The following is an 18,088-nucleotide window of genomic DNA, read 5'->3' as shown; positions in this document are numbered from 1 at the left end:
CCGGATACTCAGGCATGCGAGAACAGGCAGCTCGCCGTCTACCTGCCCACGCCACCAATGCTGAGCACGCGTTGCTCGGCTCAGCGCGGAGTGCCGCACGCCCTTGCGAAAAATCGGATGCGAGACTCAGCGCAGTTCCACCCCGACTTCTTCGGCCGCGTCGTTGACTACGGCGATCACGGCATGGAGGAAGTCATTGTGATCGGGAGACGGCGTGACTCCTGGAATCGGCACGTTCCGCGCGAAAATCGCGTTGGAAATGTGCCTGGCACGGACGAAGGTCGACCCACTTCCACTCAGGTAGTAGGCATGCTGCCACTCCCTGACGGGACGCACGGAGAGTCGGTCCCTGATCGCGGCGGAGAGCCGCCTGGCGATCGCCTGGGACAATTCGTTGATGACGACGGTCAGGGCCTCGTCATCCGCAGGTGAGTCGCCCGTCCACTCAACAGGGCGCTGCAGGGTCTTGTAGATCTCATCTTTCAGGAATTCGCGCAGGTCGGAAGCAGGTCGCAGCGAATCGTACTGGTCTGATGTGTCTTCAGCGAAGCGGCGGTTCAGGGCCTTGATCCGCGTCCAGTGCTCCTTGGCCACGTCAGCTTGCCGCTGGATGCCGAGCACCGCGTTCCAGCGCCGATGGAAGGACGTCGCGGCCGCGGCGACGGCGAGCACGAGGTTCGCCTTGTCGTAGACGGGACGCGCCGGGCCGAGTTCCGGACGTTCAGTGGTCGCTTCGATGCCCGAGAGCAGCTTCTTGAACTGGCTAATCGACAGTCGGCCCGACTGGGTGTCGGGATCGAGCGGCTTGTCGATATCGGCGAGAAACACTGCCACGTCGAGCCGCCGCCGCAGCATGAGCTCAGACCTCACGCCGAATTCAATGCGGAAATTGGACAGCAGGTTTTCAACCGAGGCGAGGACGTGGTTTCTCCGGTCCTTCAACCCTCGCAGGTTGTCGCCCTTCACCTCGTCGAAGTGCGTGAAGCAGAAGAGAAGCTTGTCGGCGTTGCCCGACGTGAGGATGGAGCGAACGGCCGAGGCGGGCGCCGCCTGAACGGGCATGGCGGCGTTGTCGACCAGTAGCACGGCGTCAGCCTCGTCGATCGCCTTGGCCACCGGGGTCGAGATCGCCGCGGCGGACTTGGGAGTGTGCCCGAGACCTTCGCCGTCAATGAGAACCAGGCGCGGGACTTCGCCTTCCAGCCACAGCGGGGCAAAGGGTCCGGCCACTCTGATCCCGTCGACGAGGGGGGTCAGAAGGTGTCCGAAGAGCGGCGCGTAGTTCGACGTGAAGCGGTTGACGCCCCGCAGGAACTCGGCCCGTTCGTCCGTCTCCCATGTCCATGTGAGCGGCCATGCCTGCTGGTCGCGCTTGATGGTACCGATGGGGAGGGCGTAGAACCTCTTCTCAATCTCTTCGAGAAAAAAGTCCACTATGGCGTTGAAGCGCTCGTCTCCCCGAAGAATCTTGTCCAGCTCCTCGTCAAGGAGCTCCCGAACGACCCTCTCATCTTCCCTGTCGTTCGTGTCGAGTATGGTCCGTGCGTAGTCCTCGTGCTCCTTGACCAGGTCGCGGAGAGTCACCACGGCCTCGTCGACCAATGCCATTGTGGCATCGAGGTCGATGCCGACCAGGCCCGCCGGCTGGGCGCTGAAGTCCTGAGCCGCCCCCTCGTCTGGTTCCTCGTCATCGAATTCATCGAAGTCGTCCCCACTGGAAGATGAGACGGCAAGAGCAACCGGGCGATGTCCCCTCCGGCCGAGCACATAGCTGAAGCGGAACCGCTGATTTTCATGATCGAGCAGAAGCCGGCGGATCTCTCCATCCCCCGCCCCGTCAAGCGCGGCCAGGGCAGCCTTGGAGGCGCAGTCCGCAAGGTGATCCACAATCTCATCGCGCGGAAAGAACGTGACCACCGCACGGAAGGGGCCGGGCCCCATCACGATCTCCATGTCGGCCACCGTTGTCTTGGCGGTCGAGGTCGAGGGAAATCGGTCAGACTCCGGATCTGTCCCTAGAAACTGCCGGACGACGGTGGTCTTGCCTGCGCCGGTCGTACCCAGCAGCAGCACACGGCGGTATCCGTCATCCGCTGAGGGGAGCGGCAGCAGCTTCTCCCGGAGCCTGGCCGAGTCCTTCTCCCGCGCGGGCGTCATGCCGTCGAAGAAGGCCGAGACGACGCGCCCGTCAAACCTTCCCTCGGCGTTCGTCCTGGCCGTCGCGCTCCAGTAGCTCTCGTCGCTCAGGAGCATGTTGAGTTGAGTTACCAACTCCTCCGCCTCGGCCTCATCGCTCGTGCCGAGACCACGCCTGACCCTTCGTCCGGGCTTGCCTGTGGCGGGGTCGAGGCGGATCGGGTGACGGAAGATAACTGAGTACCTCTCACGGCCCTTGTCGCGAACCTTCGACGCCGTGTAGTAGCGAGCCGCCACATGCCCTCCCGTGTTCCTCGCGTGTTCCACGTCATAAGGTAGATCGATGGGTAGCCAGGCGTCAACACTTCTTGGTACACGCTTGGAACACGCCGTGGGGGTCCGGGGAGTACGTGAGAACCCCCTTGGTCGTGACAGCAGACGGGATAATTGGACGAGGAGGCCTCCGCGCGCGGGTCAGGCCAGTGTGAAGGCTACGTAATGATCTTTCTCCCAGACCGAAAGACGGAAGCCGTGCCGCATGGGGCCGTTGCGTCGCGTCCCCCTACGATCGCCCTGCGGAGGTTGAGCGCCGTGCGGGGTTGGGGGCGATCGACGGGACGGGCTTCGTGCCTCAGCCCGTCCCACCGGGTGACGGGGCTGGGCACCGTTGCGGGATATGCGCGGGATGGTGCTGGCCGCCGACCGGTTGCCGAAAGGCTGCGGTGCAGGTCGGAGGGGTGATGGGGGTGGTGGGTGGCGGTCGACTTCTAATCCGACGGTCGCAGGTTCGAATCCTGCAGGGCGCGCTTTGCGTTTTGACCATGGTCTGACCTGCAAGTATGCGGCGACGGATGCGTTCTGGAATCTTTGTCTAGCGGTTGCGTGCTCCGTGCGTGCTCGGGTGCGCCGACCCTGCGCGCACCATGATCACCCGTTGCCTCCGGCCTGATAGGCAAGAGCAACGGCTCCGCCTCGCCCCCAGAAGGTCGGCGATCGCGGCCGGATGCTTAATCCGACTGCCAGCTCTGCGCTTGCCGATGATTTAATCCTTGCAGGTCAAGCCGCATATGAGTATTTGTGGAGGACTCCGCCGAGCCGGTCTCGTCAGCGTATGTTCAGGTCGGTGATTCGTTCGGCATCTGTGATCGGGTCCGAGATGGGGCACAGGGGGGCTGCTTGGGTCGGGGCTTGGTGGGGCGGTGTTGGTGGTAGAACCGTTCGTACTCGCGTCGGGCGTGCTGTAGGTGGCGTTCGTTCAGCGGTCGAGTGAGCGGTGGTGCCCAACACGCGGATGCGCCTGTTGGCGTGCTCGATGACGCCCAGGATGTGCTTGACGCTGCCCTTCAAGGTCATGGAGGGTGCGACCTTGATGCCGAGCGTGGTGAGCTCTCCGTACACCCGCCGATAACCCCAGTTCGAGTTCTCCTGGACCGGGCGCAAAATGAGAGTACGGATGGAGTGGACCGTGGGTGGGCGCCCACGTCGCGATCACGTGCGGTGGCCGACAGGTTCTAGCGAGCCTCGCGGGCCTCGTTCACGCGTGCACCGCGGTGGCCTTACGGCCGGGTCGCTGCTGGGCTCCCTTGCCATACTGCCGGCACCGCATTCTCGACATCCGTGATCGAGATGACTGTAGTGAGTACGATTTCGCCATGACTGCGGGCTTACGTCCCTCTCCGCGCGAAGTGGTCTCCCAGGTGGTCGCAGAGGTGGCCCCCGAAGAGGCGGCCATCGTCCACGCGTTCGACGACGTCGGTCACGACGAGGCTGTGCGGCGGTTGAAGCGATCCCGCGCACGCCGCGAGCCCTTGGGCTTCGGCCTCGGGGAAGTCGTGGCGCTGGTCACGCCGGTGATCTGGATCGTGCTGGACGAGGTGCTGAACAAGAGCGCGGAGAGCGCTGTGACGGCGACCGGCGGCTGGCTCAAGCCTCGGCTGGTGGCGGTTTTCCGCAGGCTCACCGGTAGGGACCCGGCTCCTCGGGCGGATCCTGTGATGCCGGTGATGACGGCGGAGCAGCTGCGTGCCGTACACGACCGGATCAAGGAGCTCGGGGCCGAGGCGGGGCTGGAGGCGAAGCAGGCCGAACAGGTCGCCGACGGGGTCGTGGCCCGGCTCGCCATCCAAGCCGCGAGCGGCGAGCGTCCCGAGCTCGAGAGCTGAGCCGGTGCCCGCCAGGCTGGGCAATGTCGGCACCAATCCGCGGTTCGCGCTGCTCATCCTGGCACTGGTGGCGGCCACGGCGTCGATGGCGGACGAAGGTCTGCTGCGGCTGACGATCGACAACGACAACCGCGATCTCGGCTGCATGCTGGCCGCTGGGGTGGATCCCCGAACCGAACGGCTGGCCAATCTCATGGCCCTGATCAGGAACGACGTGGCACTGACCGCGTGTTATGCGCGCTTTTCGCCAGTTGTGTCGTGGTGGCGACCGGCGATCGTCCTGATCGTGCTTCTCGTGAGCGCCGCAGGGCTGTTCCTCGCGCTGCCGTGGTGGCGGGCGCGCAGAACCCGGCCCATCATCGGGGAGGCCGACCATACGGTGCTCAGGGAGTTGATGACACGGGCCGGCATCGACCAGGGCAGCGTGCGGTTCGTCGTCGACCCTTCGGCGATGACCTCGGGCGCGGTGGCGTTCGGCCGGCCGGGCAGCTACACAGTGAGCCTGCACGCCGGGCTGCTCGCCAGGAGGCAGGCTGATCCCGCAGGCTTCACGGCGGTGGTCCTGCACGAGTTGGCCCACGTCAGGGCGGGTGACGTACGGCTCGCGTACGCGACGACCGCGTTGTGGCGGGTCTTCCTGATCATCGTCCTCCTGCCGTTCGCGACCGCGAACGGCAGGATACTGGCCCGCGAGCTGTTCGGGTGGTCTGAGGCTCGTTCGCTGTTCTGGCCTGGGGCAGCGCCGATCCTGGTGCGCGAGCTGGCGCTGGCCGGTGCGCTGACGCTGCTGGTCACCGTCACGCGAGCGAATCTCCTACGGCACCGGGAGCATCAGGCGGACCTGGCCGCCGTCCGCTGGGGCGGCGAACCGGACGTCTGGTCGAGGTACGTGGAGCAGGGCCCCCGGAGGTTGCGCGACTTATGGAGCTCCCATCCGTCGTGGCAGAGCCGGAGGACGGCCATCGAACGCGCCGCGGCTCCCGGCGAGACCGCGCTGCCCATGGTACTGACCGGTGCGGCGACGTTGTTCGTCACCGCGGTGGTGAGCGACCTTCCCACGGATTTCGGGCTGCGAGGCGACTGGAGCATGGCCGCGGCGGTCCTCACTGGGCTGCTGGCCGGCAGCATCGTGGTAGGGACGGTGACCCCGACGAACGGCGTCAGGGCCGGGCTCTGGTTCGGGCTCGGGCTCGTCCTGGCTGAGGCGGTGCTGAACAGGATCGACGGCAACCAGTGGCTGCCGAGCCGGCCGTGGATGCTGCTCGCGCTGCCGCTGTTCGCGGTGTTCACCTGCCGGCTGGCCGCGGAACTCACCGCGTTGTGGAGGCGGTGGACCGTTGCCCGCGTCGTGCTGACCGCGTTCGTGCTGGCCGGCTGGCTGCTGTGGTGGGAGCACATAGGCAAGCTCCTGGTGCTCGGCCATCTGATCCACGACCAGGCCGTGCTCGCCCAGCTCGGGCGGCTCGGCCAGGTGGGCGGGCAAACCGTACCCTTGCTGCTGGCGATGTCGGCGAATCTGATCGGTTTCACGACCGTGCCACTCTGGCCCGCGAGCGCCACCGCGGCCTGCCTGGTGCCGCTGGTCGTCAGCGTCTTCCTGGGGGGCAGCCGTCCGTCGCTGCCGAAAGTGCTGCTCGCGGGGTTGGCGGGAGGCGCGCTCGCCCTCCTTCTGAACGCGTTGGCCCTGACCTACCTCCATTCGCAGATCCGCCCGCCCATCGACGCCCGCGCTCTGGCCTTCGTCGTCACGTTGTTCCTGATCTTCACCACGCTGGCCGGCGTGATCCCCGCCGCGCTGTGGACCGCCTGGCGTGCCGTACGCTTCCGCCTGCTCACAACCCTCGCCGTGACCGCCCTGTCGGTGACGGTGGCGGCCTTCGGGATCTTCCTCATGCTCGGGCTGGACGGATGCCTGGGGCCCGTTAACCTCGTGGCGCGTTCGTGTTCCTGGAAGGCGTGGTTCGGAGCCTCGTGGCCCCAGCCGATCGTCGCCGTACTCGTGCCTTCGGTGCCGGTCGTCGCCGTCGTGGCCCTCCTGCCGTTCAACGTCCGGCGGAGCGAGTGGGCCGGCGGGTTCCTCACCGAGACGGGCCGGAGCGTGCGGCGCGGCGCCCTGGTGCTCGTCGCCGCGGTGGTGCCGGTGCTATTGACGGTCGCCGGCCTGCCCACGGATGGGGGCGTCAGCCTCGGCTTCCGGTCGACGGCCGAGATCACGGATGTCCCCGCCGTCACACGCGCCTCCTCCGAGCTGCGTGCGGCTCAGGCGGCGGCCTGGTTGCAGTACGGCGGGGGCGCTCTGCTCATGCAGTACGGCAACGATCTGGAGGAGCTGGGAAATGACCTCAAGCTGAAGTCTCCGAACGGTGAGCTCGATGAGAAGAAGGCGATCCCACGTCTAAGGGCCCTGGTCGCCGACATCCAAAGGATCCGGCGCTACTTCCAGCTCCCCGACCCGCCCATGCAGCGGCATTGGTCGGCGGCGATCGACGCGCTCGACCGCGATGTGAAGACCATGCTCACCGCTGCCGAGCAGGACGACAGCGCGTCGTTCGAGAAAGGGCTCAACCACCTGCTCACGTCGTCAAGGCAGATCATGGACATCGCCCAGGAACTCATCAGCCTCGCCGCGAAGACGTCCGCGGACACCTACCACTACTGACGGCACACGCAGGGCGGCGCCTGGTTCAAGTCCGACGACCAGGCCGGTTCGTGGTCGCGTTCTGAGTCAGATACCGGCGGGACGGCGCTTGATGCGTTCAAGGGTGAAGGTGAAGCTGGTTGTGAAGTCGCCCGTGCCACAGCGGATCGCCAGGAGGATGGCTTCGTCGTAGCGAGGTGGCCAGGTCGAATCGGCGTCTGGATCAGCACCGTTCCGCTGAACGCGACGCGGACAGGCGAGTCTCACGAGCGCAGGTCCATCTTGAGAGGCAGGGGAAGCCACGCGTCGAAGGCGCCAAGCAGTGCCATTGCCTCCAGCTCATAGGTCTCCAGATCGCCATGCATAAATGCGTTACTTCTCTGGCTGGGCCCCAACTTCCGAAAATCCACCCCATCTGCACCTAGAAAGGTTTGCAGGGCGTCGCCGTACACCACCGAAGCCACGAAAATCTCGATAGCGTCCTCATGCATTGCGATCTCACGCGGCTCGGTCAACGTGAGGTCACCCGTCAGACTCTCCACTACGCTCCCCGCCCCGTCAAAGCCCATGAACCCATCCGGCGGAAACGCCGGCGCCTCGATCCTCCAGGCACCACGCCGAGCCGAAAACATACGGCAGCGATCCCGGCCACGTCCGCACCGGGCCCTTCCGCCAGCACGAACGCGAACTTCCGGCCCTCCTCAAAGAGCACCGCCTGCACCTCAACGCGCGCGGTCGCTGCCCTGGCCACTTCTTCCTCATCCATATCCTGGCCGACCGCCAACGCCAGTCGTGACTACTCGGCCGTCTGCAACAGCGGAAGAATCATCGCCGAGGAGAACACCGCAATTACCGAGCCGAACGCACTCGGGCGGCATTCGCCGCTTCCCGCCCAGCCCGCCCACCCCCGGCCGCGACACCTCATCCCGCGACCGCATCCGAAATGCATGCAGCTCGCGGCGGTCCCTCTCTCCGAGACCAGAGCACCCGAAACCCGTCAGCCCAGCCTCCCGACACAGCCGCCGAAACAACTCTCCAGCGCCCGCAACCGATCCTGCCGCTACTCCACACCGAGCGTTCTACCATGCTCAGCCGCTTGACATCCTCGAGAACTGACCCACGCCCAGAACGGTGCGCGTTGTGCTCCACGCCTATTGCATCTCGCTTGCAGGAGACGGGGATACGGCTTTCCCATCTGCGCCGGCAGCCGCCGACCGGCGGCGAACAGCCTAGCCCATACCAGCGAAATTAGTGGACAAAACCACATCAATCGGTTGATATAGCCATCAGGTTTGGCATTTAGTTCAATAGCTCCTCCTATCATGCCCTTATGGCACTTTCCGATCTCCGTCACGAGATGGTTCTGTCCGCCATCGAGGAGTACGACAAGCTGGGCAGGGATGCCTTTCTCAAGGTCTACGGATACGGCCCGGCACGCGACTACTTCCTCCTACATGACGGGAAGCGGTACGACTCCAAGGCCATCGCCGGCGTGGCACATCGCGGCGTTGACGGGCGACCGCTCCAAGCCGAGAACTTCTCCGGCGGCAACGCCACCGTCGCACGCGCACTGAGTAACCTCGGCTTTGAGGTCACCCGTCCGAGCGACGTCATCGACGGACGCTCCCTGGAGAACCTGCTCCAGAAGATCCTCACACTCAAAACCGCCGCATCGGCCACGCCCGGCGCGCGGAAACGGCATCAGCCTTTGACCCTTCTCTGGGCCCTCGGCAGAGCGGCCCGGGGCTACGAACACCTTGTGCCATGGAGAGTTGCCTTTCCCGCACTCGAGTCGCTCCTGCGAGAGTTCGGTCATCCCGGCGACGGTCTACACGCCGAGTTTCCCGTACTCCGTCTCTATCACCACGGGCTCTGGGCCTTCCCGGACCATGACGACGTTCCAAGGGCCAGCGGCAGTGCGGCTCAGCGCTGGATGCGGCAGAACCAGCCACTCAGCGGTTTACCCTCATGGGCTCACAACCTTGTCACCGACCATCCGGCCGTACGCGCTCAGATCGTCCTGCGGCTCCTCGACGAGTACTTCCGTGATGTCGACCACGATGAGCTACTTGCGGCCACCCGACTTGCCCCTGAACCCGACGCCATCTCGTCGCCCCAGGACGAGATCAGATCTCTTCCCAATGGGACACCGACACCAAGCCGCCGCGCGGTCACAACCAACCGCGTGATCCGTGACTCGGCGCTCGCGGAGCAGGTCAAGCTCCTGCACGACCATCGGTGCCAACTCTGTGGTATCCGTCTCACGACCAGGCGAGGTCCTTACGCCGAAGGCGCCCACATCCGCCCGCTTGGCACGCCTCACAACGGCCCCGACGAGCCGGGCAACCTTCTCTGCCTGTGCCCTAACCATCACGTCCTGTTCGACGGTGGAACGATCACAATCAGCGACGAGCTGGTGGCCGTCGACGTCCCCAGCGGCAAGGTGATCGCACAAATGCGGCTCGCCGACGGACACCCACCGGATCGCCGACACCTTGCTTACCATCGTTGCCACATCTCAGAGGACTCTCAGGCAGCGGGTGCGGTGTAAGTGACCGAGGGTTGCCAGGAATCGCAGAGGAGCGCAGACGCACGCAGCGCACGACGCGAACTGCGCAGCGACGACGGGACCAATGAACCGCGCCGCAGTCGCCCTCTTGAGCCGTTCCTGGTCCCGGTTCTCCTACCGGCTCGCCCTCACCCCAGCTCGCCGACCTGTGGTTCTACGCTCATTGGCTGACATGGGACTGCAGCGCACACCCTCCCTGGGAGGAACACGAAAATATCACAGCTTGCGCGAGATTGATCTGACTTGTCAGCACATTGCGGACCGGGCATGAGATCATACGTCGATGCTGAGAGCGTGGAGTCTCCTCACTGTCGAGGAGGCCGACCGGCAATTCGGGGGCAACCTCGGCTACGAGGACGTCTTAGGCGATAAGTATGTGTGGAACAGCACGGTCGCTCACAGTGGCGACGCCCAAGAGGGTGACCTCGTCATTCTTAAGGACGGAGGGTGGGTTCTCGGTCTTGCCTGGATGGACGAGATCGCCTCCGGTACCGGCAAGAAGGAGCGACGGCGCTGTCCACAATGCGGAGCGACCTCCTTCAAAACCCGCAAGACTCGCGACATTCCCTTCAAATGCTCACCATGCGGAAAAGAGTTCGAGACTCCGACGTCAGAGACCATCGACGTCACCGTGTTCGAGGGCTACTACGGGCGCACCTGGCGTCCTTTGGACACACCGATGCCAGAGAAAGCGCTCCGCAGCTTGTATGGAAACCGGTCAGGGCAACAGTCCATCCGCCCCATCAAACCAGATGGACTGCGAGAGCTCTTCAGCGCCGCAGTCGGCCTTGGCTCACTGTGGTGGAGGGAGGACGGCGGCGTGCGCCCGCCTATTAAGGGCGGCCATCGGCAGGTCCTTCAAAGGGCACGGGTGGGACAAGCGAAGTTCCGTAGCCACCTCCTAGAACGCTATGGTAGTTGCTGCGCCATCACAGGGGCCCAACCAGCCGAGTGTCTCGAAGCCGCCCATCTCTATCGCTACAGGGACACTCCCAATCACGACATCAATGGCGGCCTGCTGCTCCGCCGTGATCTCCACGCATTATTCGACCGCGGACTCCTGGTCATCGAAGCCAGAACCTGGACCGTACGAATCGCACCGAGCCTGCACAAATATCCCGACTTGGCGATGCTCGCCAATGCCCCCATCCAGGTCCCATCACAGCTCCGTCCGGCTGTCAGCTACCTAGAACAACATCTAGCGCTTGCAATTGACGGCTGGGGTGAGCGAACAGTACTTTGAACCTTTATATCACCGGCATGGAGCGTACCCTTTTCGTAACACTTAACAGGTTCTAAGCCGCCGACGATGCGGTGCCGGCCGGAAATTGCTCCGATGCTCACCGTTGGGCGAAGGCATATCTTACGTACCAGATCTCAAGCCGGGACGAAGGTATGCCGTTGGCCTCGCACTACGACTTTCGTGGATTTGTAGCTCGTCACGACATGCGTCGATCGAGCCGCGAAATAGTGCCCTTGCTTTCCGCGCTGCGCAGTCGGCCAATTCTCGCACCGGTTTTCCCCCTCGGACGTGGCGGTGTCCCATCGGTCCGAATCTGTAGCCTGCGGTCTTCATGGCAGGGGGGTCGTGTGGTCCTGGGGTGTTGGAGTGTCCTGCCAGCCGGGCCACTCAGGGGGCAGGGAGTGGGGCAGGGCGGGGATCGTTGGGGTGGTGACCAGGTGGAGGTACCGGTCCGCGTCGGTGAAGAGCAGACCCATGGCGTGCCAGTGCTTGAGCAGGCTCGTGACCCAGGTCGTATCGGCGGGGAGGGCACGTTCGAGAAAGGCCGCGGTGCGGGGTTGGTCGAGGAGGTGGAGGGCGGCGATCTCGCGGGGGTCTTGCAGGTGGAGGGTTGTCCAGTGGTAGGTGGGGCGGGTGTTGGTGACGGTGATCGTGTTGTCGGTTTCCTGGTAGGTGAGGTGGCTGGTGGAGTAGGCGTCGCGCCAGGTGGTGACGGCGTTGGCGAGGTGGGTGGCCATGGTGTCGGCGATGCCCTGGGGTGGGGCGTCGAAGAGGTAGGCCAGGTCGGCGAGTTCTCGTTCGGGAAGGTCGTAGGTGAGGTGATAGTGGTCGCGGGGGCGGGGGTCGGGGAAGCCTAGATCGGGGCGGTCGAAGTAGGGGCTGAAGCGTTCGATGGCGATTCGAGCCACCTGTTCGGCCGGGGCCAAGTGGTGCAGGGCGGGGAGTTGGCATAGGACGGACTCGTAGTCGTCGTCGGTTTCGCCGGGGAAGCCGTAGAGGTAGTTCCAGGAGAGTGAGAGACCTACGGAGGCGGCGTCGCGGAGCAGGCGGACGTTCTGGCAGCCGGTCACGCCCTTGCCTATGAGGTCGAGCACCCGGCCACTTAGGTTTTCGATGCCCGGCTGTACGTGGGTCAGGCCGGCGCGGACGAGAGTTTCCAGTTGGTCGCGGCGCAGGTTCGACTTGACTTCGTAGCGTAGCCGCAGGTCCTGGCCGGATTCGGCTATCCGGGGCAGGACGGAGGTCAGGTAGCCCATGTCGAGAATGTCGTCCACGACGAACATGTCCCGGATCTGGTGCCGTTCCACCAGGTCCATGATTTCGTTGTAGAAGCGGTCCGGGCTTTTGCTCCGGAATTCCAGGGCCGTGCCGTTCAGGCCGCAGAAAGTGCAGTGGTGTTTCTCGCCCCACCAGCAGCCGCGTGATCCCTCGACGACGAGCTTGGGCTCGATCCGGTCGCGGGCGGTGGAGGTGCTGAGGCGGTCGAAGTAGGTGCCGTAGTCGGGAGCCACGATCTCGGACGGGCGCAAGGGGCGGGCCCGCATCGGGTTGGCGACCGAAGTGCCGTCCGGGGTACGCCAGCACAGGCCGGGCACCTCCGCCGCAGAGGATGTCGGTAAAGGTGGGTGTACGCCGCCGGCCAGGGTGGTCAGGAGCTGGGGGAAGGCGGCTTCGCCTTCGCCGCGGACCACGTAGTCGAGGAAGGGGAAGTTGCGGTGCAGGGCCGCGCCCTGGACGCCGTCGCAGTTGGCGCCGCCGAGGATGACCACCGTGTTCGGCCGGAGGAGTTTCAGGCGGCGGGCGGTGGCGAGGGTGGCGGTGGTCTGCTGGAACGTGGAGGTGAAGCCGATGATGTCGGGGGCGATCGCGGCGAGACGGTCGGCCAGGTCGGCCACGAAGCGGGGCGCGGACTCGTGCAGGCGCAGGGTTAGAGACAGCTCGTCCGGGGTCATCGACTTCGTGTATCGGTCGCGGAACTCGGCGACCCGCCAGGCGGGGTCGTCGTACAGGGCGGCGGAGAAGATCCAGTCGCCGTAGCCCTCGAAGTAGGTGTGATCGGAATAGAAGCGGTAGTCGTCCACGGTGAGGCCGGCGCACCAGTCCAGATAGTCCAGGTGGGCGTGGACGTCCACGACCTCGGCATCGGGAAGGGACTGGGAGACGGTGTTGCGCAGGATGCCGAGGGCGAGCGAGGGGACGTCGATCGGCGCCCAGGGCATGTTGACCAGCGCTACCCGCATGGACCGGACCTCCAGTTCATCTCAGCGGCCACATCCCGGACTGGATCATCGGACCATGCCGCGCGGCCGGGGGCGGGTCGGTCTTCGGCGCCGTCCGCGCCAGGACCCGTGGGTCATCTCGGCGGCCGCGTACGAGCCGCTTCAGCCGATGTGCCGCGACCTGGAAAGGCAGGTCAGGACGTGCGGTCGGGGACGAGGGGTTGGGCGGCGGTGTCGCCATGGGAGGGGGTCTCCGGGCTACTGAGTAGGCGGGCCATGTGTTCGATGACCGGGCGGAGGTCGGTGGTGGGGCTGAACTCGATGAAGACGGTGTCTACGTGGTTGATGCCGGTGTGGCCGGGGGGCCAGTAGAAGAGTTCGCCTGCGCGGGTGAGCATTTCTGAGCCGTCGGCGTAGCGTTGCCACATTTCGCCCTTGAGCATCAGGCCCCAGTGGGGGCACTGGCACAGGTCTCCGGGGAGGCCCTTCAGGAGGGGGGTCACGTCGGTGCCTGCGGGGACCTCGACGTAGCGGACGGTGAATTCGCCCCATTCCTCGCCGCCGGATTTGATGCCGCCGGTGAGTTCGGTGTCCAGGTCCTCGGGCTTCTTGTGTGTTCCAGCCATCACTACTCCCTCGCGAGCGACGGTCGCGCCCCAGCCCCAGGCATCGCTGCTCCCTTCGCGAGTCGCGTTCCCGCCCCAGCTTCTACGGGCGGCCGCAGCCTCGGCTTCTATGGGTGGCCGCAGCCTCACGGGCGGCGGTGCAGGGTCATCCGCAGGCCGTGGGCGGGGCGTAGGGCGGTGCCGGGGCGGATGTCGATGGGGTGGCCGGGGATGAGGGTCGCCGACCAGTGGCGGGTCAGCGTCGCCAGGACCAGGGCCAGTTCGGCGCGGGCGAACGGTTGGCCGAGGCAGACGCGGCGGCCCATTCCGAAGGGGAAGTACGCGCCTGGCGGCTGGCCGGGGGCGGTCTCGTCGAACTTGCCGGCCGGGGTGATCCAGCGTTCGGGGCGGAAGGTCAGGGGGGTGGGCCACCAGCGTTCGTCGCGGTGGGTGAGCCATTGGGCGACGATGCAGGTCGAGCCGTCGGGGACCGTCCAGCCGTCGAAGACGACGTCCTGTTGGAGGCGGCGGCTCATCATCCAGGTCGGGGGCATGATGCGCAGGGACTCGGCGATCACCGCGCGGGACCAGGGCAGCCGGTCCAGGTCGCCGTGGGTGGGGGTGGTGTCGAGGCGGTCGACCTCCTCGTGCAGCCGTTCGGCCACCGAAGGGTTCTCGTCGAGGAACAACCACGTCCACGACAGCGCCGCCGCCGAGGTCTCGTGGCCGGCCAGCATCATCGTGACCGCCTCGTCGCGCACCTGGCCGTCCGGCATCGGCTCGCCGGAGGGGTCCCGGGCGGACAGCAGCATGGAGAGGATGTCGCCACGGTCGCCGGACTCGCGGTGCTCGGCGATGTGGCGTTCGACCACGCGGGTCAGCTCGGCGCCCGCGGCGGCGATCTGCCGGTCGCCGGGGGTGCGCAGGCGGCGCATCAGTTTGCTGGTAGGCAGCAGGCGGCGTTCGAAGGGCCGCAGCAGCGTGGTGAGCGCGCCGGCCACGGCACCGGCGTCCTCGGTGAGGTCGGCGCCGAACAGCATGCGGCCGATGTTGAGGAGCATCAGGTCGATCATGTCCTCGGCGACGTCGCGGACCGCGCCGTCCCGCCAGTCGGGGTGCTCGGCGAGCACGGTGGCGGTGACGACGGCCTGGTCGGCGTACTGCTCGACGCGGGTCGGGTGGAAGGCGGGCGCGATCATGCGGCGCTGCCGTTGGTGCAGGTCGCCGTCGCTGGTGAGCAGACCCTGGCCGAGGATCATGCGGGCGTGGCTGTGGCCGCGCGCCTTGCCGGTGGCGCGGCCCTGGGCGACGAGCAGCTCGCGGACCAGGTCCGGGGCGATCAGCAGGTAGGTGTCCTGGCCGCGCAGCCGGAAGCGGACGATCCGCGGGGAGCCCGCGCCCAGCCGTTCCAGGAAGTCGGTGGGGCGCCGGGTGCGTCGCAGCCTGAGCCTGTCGACGGGGGTCAGCACCAGTTCGGGAAGCTTTTCCTGGACGGTGGGAGCGGCCATGGCGTCGCTAGTCCTCCACAGTCAGATACGGCCGTACGAACGCAGGATCTTCATCCGCTCGATCGTGAACCAGCCGCGCCATTCGGCGAGGGACGACGGGTTCCAGACGTCCCAGGTGACCTGCCAGCCGCCGTCCTCGTCCTGGGCGGCCGCGAACACGTCGAGGTTGGCCTCGATGACGTCGTCGGTGAACCAGCTCCTGGTGATGGAGTCGGCGGCCGGCGCGAAGTCGAGGGGCAGTGAGATGTCGCCGGGCCGGGTCGGGTCGAAGGCGATGACGTCGTGGTCCTTGAGGATCTCGCCGACCTCGGCGCAGGTCTTCTCGGCGCGGTCGCGGTCGGGGACGACATCGAGGAACTGGACGGCGGTACGGACGTCGTAGGCGATCTGCACCGGCCATTCGCCGGCGGCGATGCGGTTCGGGATGCCGTCGAACGCCCGCCAGGCGAACGCGGTCGCGGGGTCGCGCCACGGGTGGTCGATGTCGTAGCGCCACAGGTACGCGGCGAGGGTCGCGGTGGGGTTCAGGCCGGGCGGGGTCGGGTTCTCCCACCAGGACGCGCGCGGGTAGCCCTCGACGGTCGGCAGCACCATGGGGACGCCGCCGTCCTCGCTGGTCACCGTCATCAGCCAGTCGTAGAACGGGATGACGATGTCGCGGTCGCTGCGGCCGACGTCGTCCATCATGCGCAGCGCGAAATCGGCGGTGGTGGCCTGGCTGGTGGGGCCGCGGAAGTCGCCCTCCAACGCGTTGCCGAAGCCGCCGTCCGGGTTCTGGTACGGCCGCAGCGCCGCGACGAGCCGGTCGGAGTCGCCGTCCCGGAAGAGGCAGTCGAAGCGGTAGCGGTCGATGAGGCGGGCGTTCAGCCAGATGAAGCGCTCAACCGCGTCAATCCGGCGAGCGGCGTCGGTCAGCGTCATGGGCTGATTGTTTCCGTTATCGCAGCGAATCAGGACGATCGGGTGGTACGTCGGGGGCATACCGTCAAGTCCGGATGCGGCCACGTCAGGTGTCCCTCTCCCCCGCCGTACAGGTCCGATTCCGGCACGGCGTGGTACGACCCCCAGTCGCCTCGGGCACAGCCTGGTCCGGCTCTCGACGGCTGGGTACGGCCTGGTCAGGCGGCGGGGGCCGACCACAACCGGATGGCGCCGCCGTGGGGCTCGACGCGGCCGGTCAGGTGAGCGCGCAGTTCTCTCGTGCCGCCGAGGACTGCCTCGGCCTGGCTCTCGTAGTGGACGGCGGCGGCGATCCAGGCTTCTAGGTCGGCCGGGTCGATCGGCTCGTAGCGCGGGTGGAGGCCGGCGGTGTCGCGGGGAGCGAGCTTGTACGGGACGTCCTCGTACCAGGTCGTGCGGGCCCGCAGGGTGGGGTCGGACTCGACGGCTGCGCGCACCAAGCGGTGGTCGATGTGGTTTCCCGCGGCGAGGGGGGCGTACAGCGCGTCGCCGGGGGCGAGGTGGGCGTGGATCGCGGCGGCGATGGCGGCGGGCAGCGTGTGGTCGTCGGGGTGCGGACGGCCGAACAGGCTCAGCACCCGCGAGTACCGTGGTTCGTTGTCACTGGTACGGAGGGCGGCGTCGGGCAGGCCCACTGACACGCCGCCAGCGTCGATCGCGGCGAGCGCGCGGCGGTCCTCCTCCCGCCGGACGGCGGGCTCGGCCACCCGCCGCCAGTCCTCGGTGGTGACGCCCGCCGCGCCTTCGGCCGTGCCGCTCGCCATGTCGGACGGCAGGCCGGCGATGGGACCGTTCGGCGGGCCGTCGAAGACCGTTAGCACGGTGACAGGCTCGCCGGCACGGCGCCAGCGCGCGATGCACCCGCCGATGGACCACACCGCGTCATCCGGATGCGGCGATAGGACCAGCCGGCCGCTCATGACGCATCGGGGGCGGGTCCTGCGGCCGGCGCAACGGGATGAGGTCCGGAGTGGTGAGGAGCGGCGGTGGAGGTGGGTCCGGTAGGGGCGGATGCGGCAGCCGGATCGGCGAGGACGGGGACGGTAGGTGCGGGTCCGGTGGTCAGGCTAGGGGGTGGAGGTCCAGCAGGGGCTGAAGCGGACCCGGCGACCGGGGGTCCAGCGAGATGTGAACCGGCAGGTGGGGCGGAGGGAACGGTGGGAGCCGGTGGGGTGGTGAGTCGGGCGGCGGTGAGGACTCGGGTTATGTAGGTAGACGGGTCGCCGGAGGCGGAGAGGAGGTAGGGGAGTTCGCGGACCGCTGGGACGGGGTGCAGGGCGGCGAAGCGGTTCATGTTGGTGGCGTGTTCGTCCCAGCGGGACGGGCGGCGGTGGGTGAGGTGGACGCCGAGGGCGTCCGGGGCCAGGTCGCGGCGGGCGCCCGCCTCGTACAGCCGCAGGCCGAGCTCCAGGTCCTCGCATCCCCAGACCTCGCCGAAGCCGGCGTCGAAGCCGCCCACCCGCTCCCACAGGGCGCGCGGCATCGACACGTTGGCTCCGACGCAGCCGAGCCACGGCACGGCGTCGGGGAGGTCGCCGCCGTGCATGGCCTCGATCGCGCGTTCCAGGGCGTTGGCCTTGAGCCGATGCCGTGGGTGGCTGGACCGTCCGCCGTGGATGAGGTCGCGGGCCTCGCGCACCTCCGGGTACGGCGCGCCGTCGAGCGTACGGACCAGGTGGTCGGCGGCCGGTAACTCGCGCAGCCGACCGTGCACGAACCGGTCGGGCCGGGACCGCGCGCGGTGCCCGCCCACGAATCCCGGCCCGACGAGCACGTCGTCGTCGAGGAACACGAGCAGGTCGCCCCCGGCGTGCTCGGCGCCCAGGTTGCGCGCGCCGGCCCGCCCGCGCCCGCCACCGGCGACGACCCGCAGCGGCAGCCGCTCGGCGGCCTCCGCGAGGACCTCGGCGGTGGCGTCGACGGACCCGTCGTCGACGACCACGACCTCGGTCAGGTAACCGGCGGGCTCCGTGTCGGCGAGGCAGGCCAGCGTGAGGCGCAGCCGCAACGCCTTGTCCCGAGTGGGGATGACAACGCTGACGCTCATG

Annotated in this window: 12 protein-coding genes; 4 read left to right on the top strand and 8 right to left on the bottom strand. The window is 67.1% G+C overall.

The genetic code is table 11. The annotated features are described in order from the left end of the window. Nucleotides 1-126: 126 nt before the first annotated feature. Entirely contained in the window at nt 127-2,433 is a 2,307-nt protein-coding gene (locus BJ982_RS17220) for a hypothetical protein (protein WP_184881300.1), read from the bottom strand. A gap of 1,355 nt (nt 2,434-3,788) precedes the next feature. Between BJ982_RS17220 and BJ982_RS17215 the strand changes: the two genes are divergently transcribed. Further along, nucleotides 3,789-4,298, top strand: a complete 510-nt coding sequence (locus BJ982_RS17215) for a hypothetical protein (RefSeq protein ID WP_184881298.1) — start codon at nt 3,789-3,791, stop codon at nt 4,296-4,298. Between the two features lie 4 nt (nt 4,299-4,302). Further along, nucleotides 4,303-6,957: a M48 family metalloprotease gene (locus BJ982_RS17210; protein WP_184881296.1), complete on the top strand. Its 2,655-nt coding sequence runs from the start codon at nt 4,303-4,305 to the stop codon at nt 6,955-6,957. Nucleotides 6,958-7,199: 242 nt separating this feature from the next. On the opposite strand, the gene BJ982_RS17205 is transcribed toward BJ982_RS17210, so the two are convergent. Continuing rightward, complete coding sequence (locus BJ982_RS17205) at nt 7,200-7,478, bottom strand: hypothetical protein (protein ID WP_184881294.1); 279 nt, start codon at nt 7,476-7,478, stop codon at nt 7,200-7,202. Nucleotides 7,479-8,266: 788 nt separating this feature from the next. Here BJ982_RS17205 and BJ982_RS38520 point away from each other — a divergent pair. Continuing rightward, complete coding sequence (locus BJ982_RS38520; protein ID WP_203959002.1) at nt 8,267-9,487, top strand: HNH endonuclease; 1,221 nt, start codon at nt 8,267-8,269, stop codon at nt 9,485-9,487. A 301-nt stretch (nt 9,488-9,788) separates the two neighbouring features. Further along, the gene (locus tag BJ982_RS17195; RefSeq protein WP_184881292.1) at nt 9,789-10,748 is read left to right on the top strand and encodes an HNH endonuclease; all 960 of its coding nucleotides are present in this window, start codon (nt 9,789-9,791) and stop codon (nt 10,746-10,748) included. Nucleotides 10,749-11,077: 329 nt separating this feature from the next. Here BJ982_RS17195 and BJ982_RS17190 read toward each other — a convergent pair whose 3' ends face one another. The 6 genes from BJ982_RS17190 to BJ982_RS17165 all read right to left on the bottom strand — a co-directional run bounded on the left by BJ982_RS17190 (nt 11,078) and on the right by BJ982_RS17165 (nt 18,087). Further along, nucleotides 11,078-12,988: a RiPP maturation radical SAM C-methyltransferase gene (locus tag BJ982_RS17190; protein WP_184881290.1), complete on the bottom strand. Its 1,911-nt coding sequence runs from the start codon at nt 12,986-12,988 to the stop codon at nt 11,078-11,080. Between the two features lie 173 nt (nt 12,989-13,161). Then, nucleotides 13,162-13,593: a cupin domain-containing protein gene (locus tag BJ982_RS17185; protein WP_184881288.1), complete on the bottom strand. Its 432-nt coding sequence runs from the start codon at nt 13,591-13,593 to the stop codon at nt 13,162-13,164. A gap of 125 nt (nt 13,594-13,718) precedes the next feature. Continuing rightward, nucleotides 13,719-15,080, bottom strand: a complete 1,362-nt coding sequence (locus BJ982_RS17180; protein ID WP_184881285.1) for a cytochrome P450 — start codon at nt 15,078-15,080, stop codon at nt 13,719-13,721. A 21-nt stretch (nt 15,081-15,101) separates the two neighbouring features. Continuing rightward, entirely contained in the window at nt 15,102-16,001 is a 900-nt protein-coding gene (locus BJ982_RS17175) for a hypothetical protein (RefSeq protein WP_184881283.1), read from the bottom strand. Between the two features lie 197 nt (nt 16,002-16,198). Then, complete coding sequence (locus BJ982_RS17170; RefSeq protein WP_239122898.1) at nt 16,199-16,960, bottom strand: PIG-L deacetylase family protein; 762 nt, start codon at nt 16,958-16,960, stop codon at nt 16,199-16,201. Next, nucleotides 16,957-18,087 carry a glycosyltransferase family 2 protein gene (locus tag BJ982_RS17165; protein WP_184881279.1) on the bottom strand — a complete coding sequence of 377 codons (1,131 nt, stop codon included), beginning with the start codon at nt 18,085-18,087 and terminating at the stop codon, nt 16,957-16,959. Before BJ982_RS17165 ends, BJ982_RS17170 begins: the two co-directional genes overlap by 4 nt. Nucleotide 18,088 lies beyond the last annotated feature (1 nt).

It is taken from the genome of Sphaerisporangium siamense (assembly GCF_014205275.1).
Classification (GTDB): domain Bacteria; phylum Actinomycetota; class Actinomycetes; order Streptosporangiales; family Streptosporangiaceae; genus Sphaerisporangium; species Sphaerisporangium siamense.
Note: the sequence above shows the minus strand (reverse complement) of the source record. Positions and strands in the feature narration are given on the sequence as shown.

What these genes read in the sequence shown, in the direction of transcription:
- BJ982_RS17215 (WP_184881298.1), top strand. Translation starts at nt 3,789, where the DNA reads ATGACTGCGGGCTTACGTCCCTCTCCGCGCGAAGTGGTCTCCCAGGTG.
- BJ982_RS17165 (WP_184881279.1), bottom strand. Translation starts at nt 18,087, where the DNA reads ATGAGCGTCAGCGTTGTCATCCCCACTCGGGACAAGGCGTTGCGGCTG.
- BJ982_RS17185 (WP_184881288.1), bottom strand. Translation starts at nt 13,593, where the DNA reads ATGGCTGGAACACACAAGAAGCCCGAGGACCTGGACACCGAACTCACC.
- BJ982_RS17175 (WP_184881283.1), bottom strand. Translation starts at nt 16,001, where the DNA reads ATGACGCTGACCGACGCCGCTCGCCGGATTGACGCGGTTGAGCGCTTC.
- BJ982_RS17190 (WP_184881290.1), bottom strand. Translation starts at nt 12,988, where the DNA reads ATGCGGGTAGCGCTGGTCAACATGCCCTGGGCGCCGATCGACGTCCCC.
- BJ982_RS17170 (WP_239122898.1), bottom strand. Translation starts at nt 16,960, where the DNA reads ATGAGCGGCCGGCTGGTCCTATCGCCGCATCCGGATGACGCGGTGTGG.
- BJ982_RS17195 (WP_184881292.1), top strand. Translation starts at nt 9,789, where the DNA reads ATGCTGAGAGCGTGGAGTCTCCTCACTGTCGAGGAGGCCGACCGGCAA.
- BJ982_RS38520 (WP_203959002.1), top strand. Translation starts at nt 8,267, where the DNA reads ATGGCACTTTCCGATCTCCGTCACGAGATGGTTCTGTCCGCCATCGAG.
- BJ982_RS17180 (WP_184881285.1), bottom strand. Translation starts at nt 15,080, where the DNA reads ATGGCCGCTCCCACCGTCCAGGAAAAGCTTCCCGAACTGGTGCTGACC.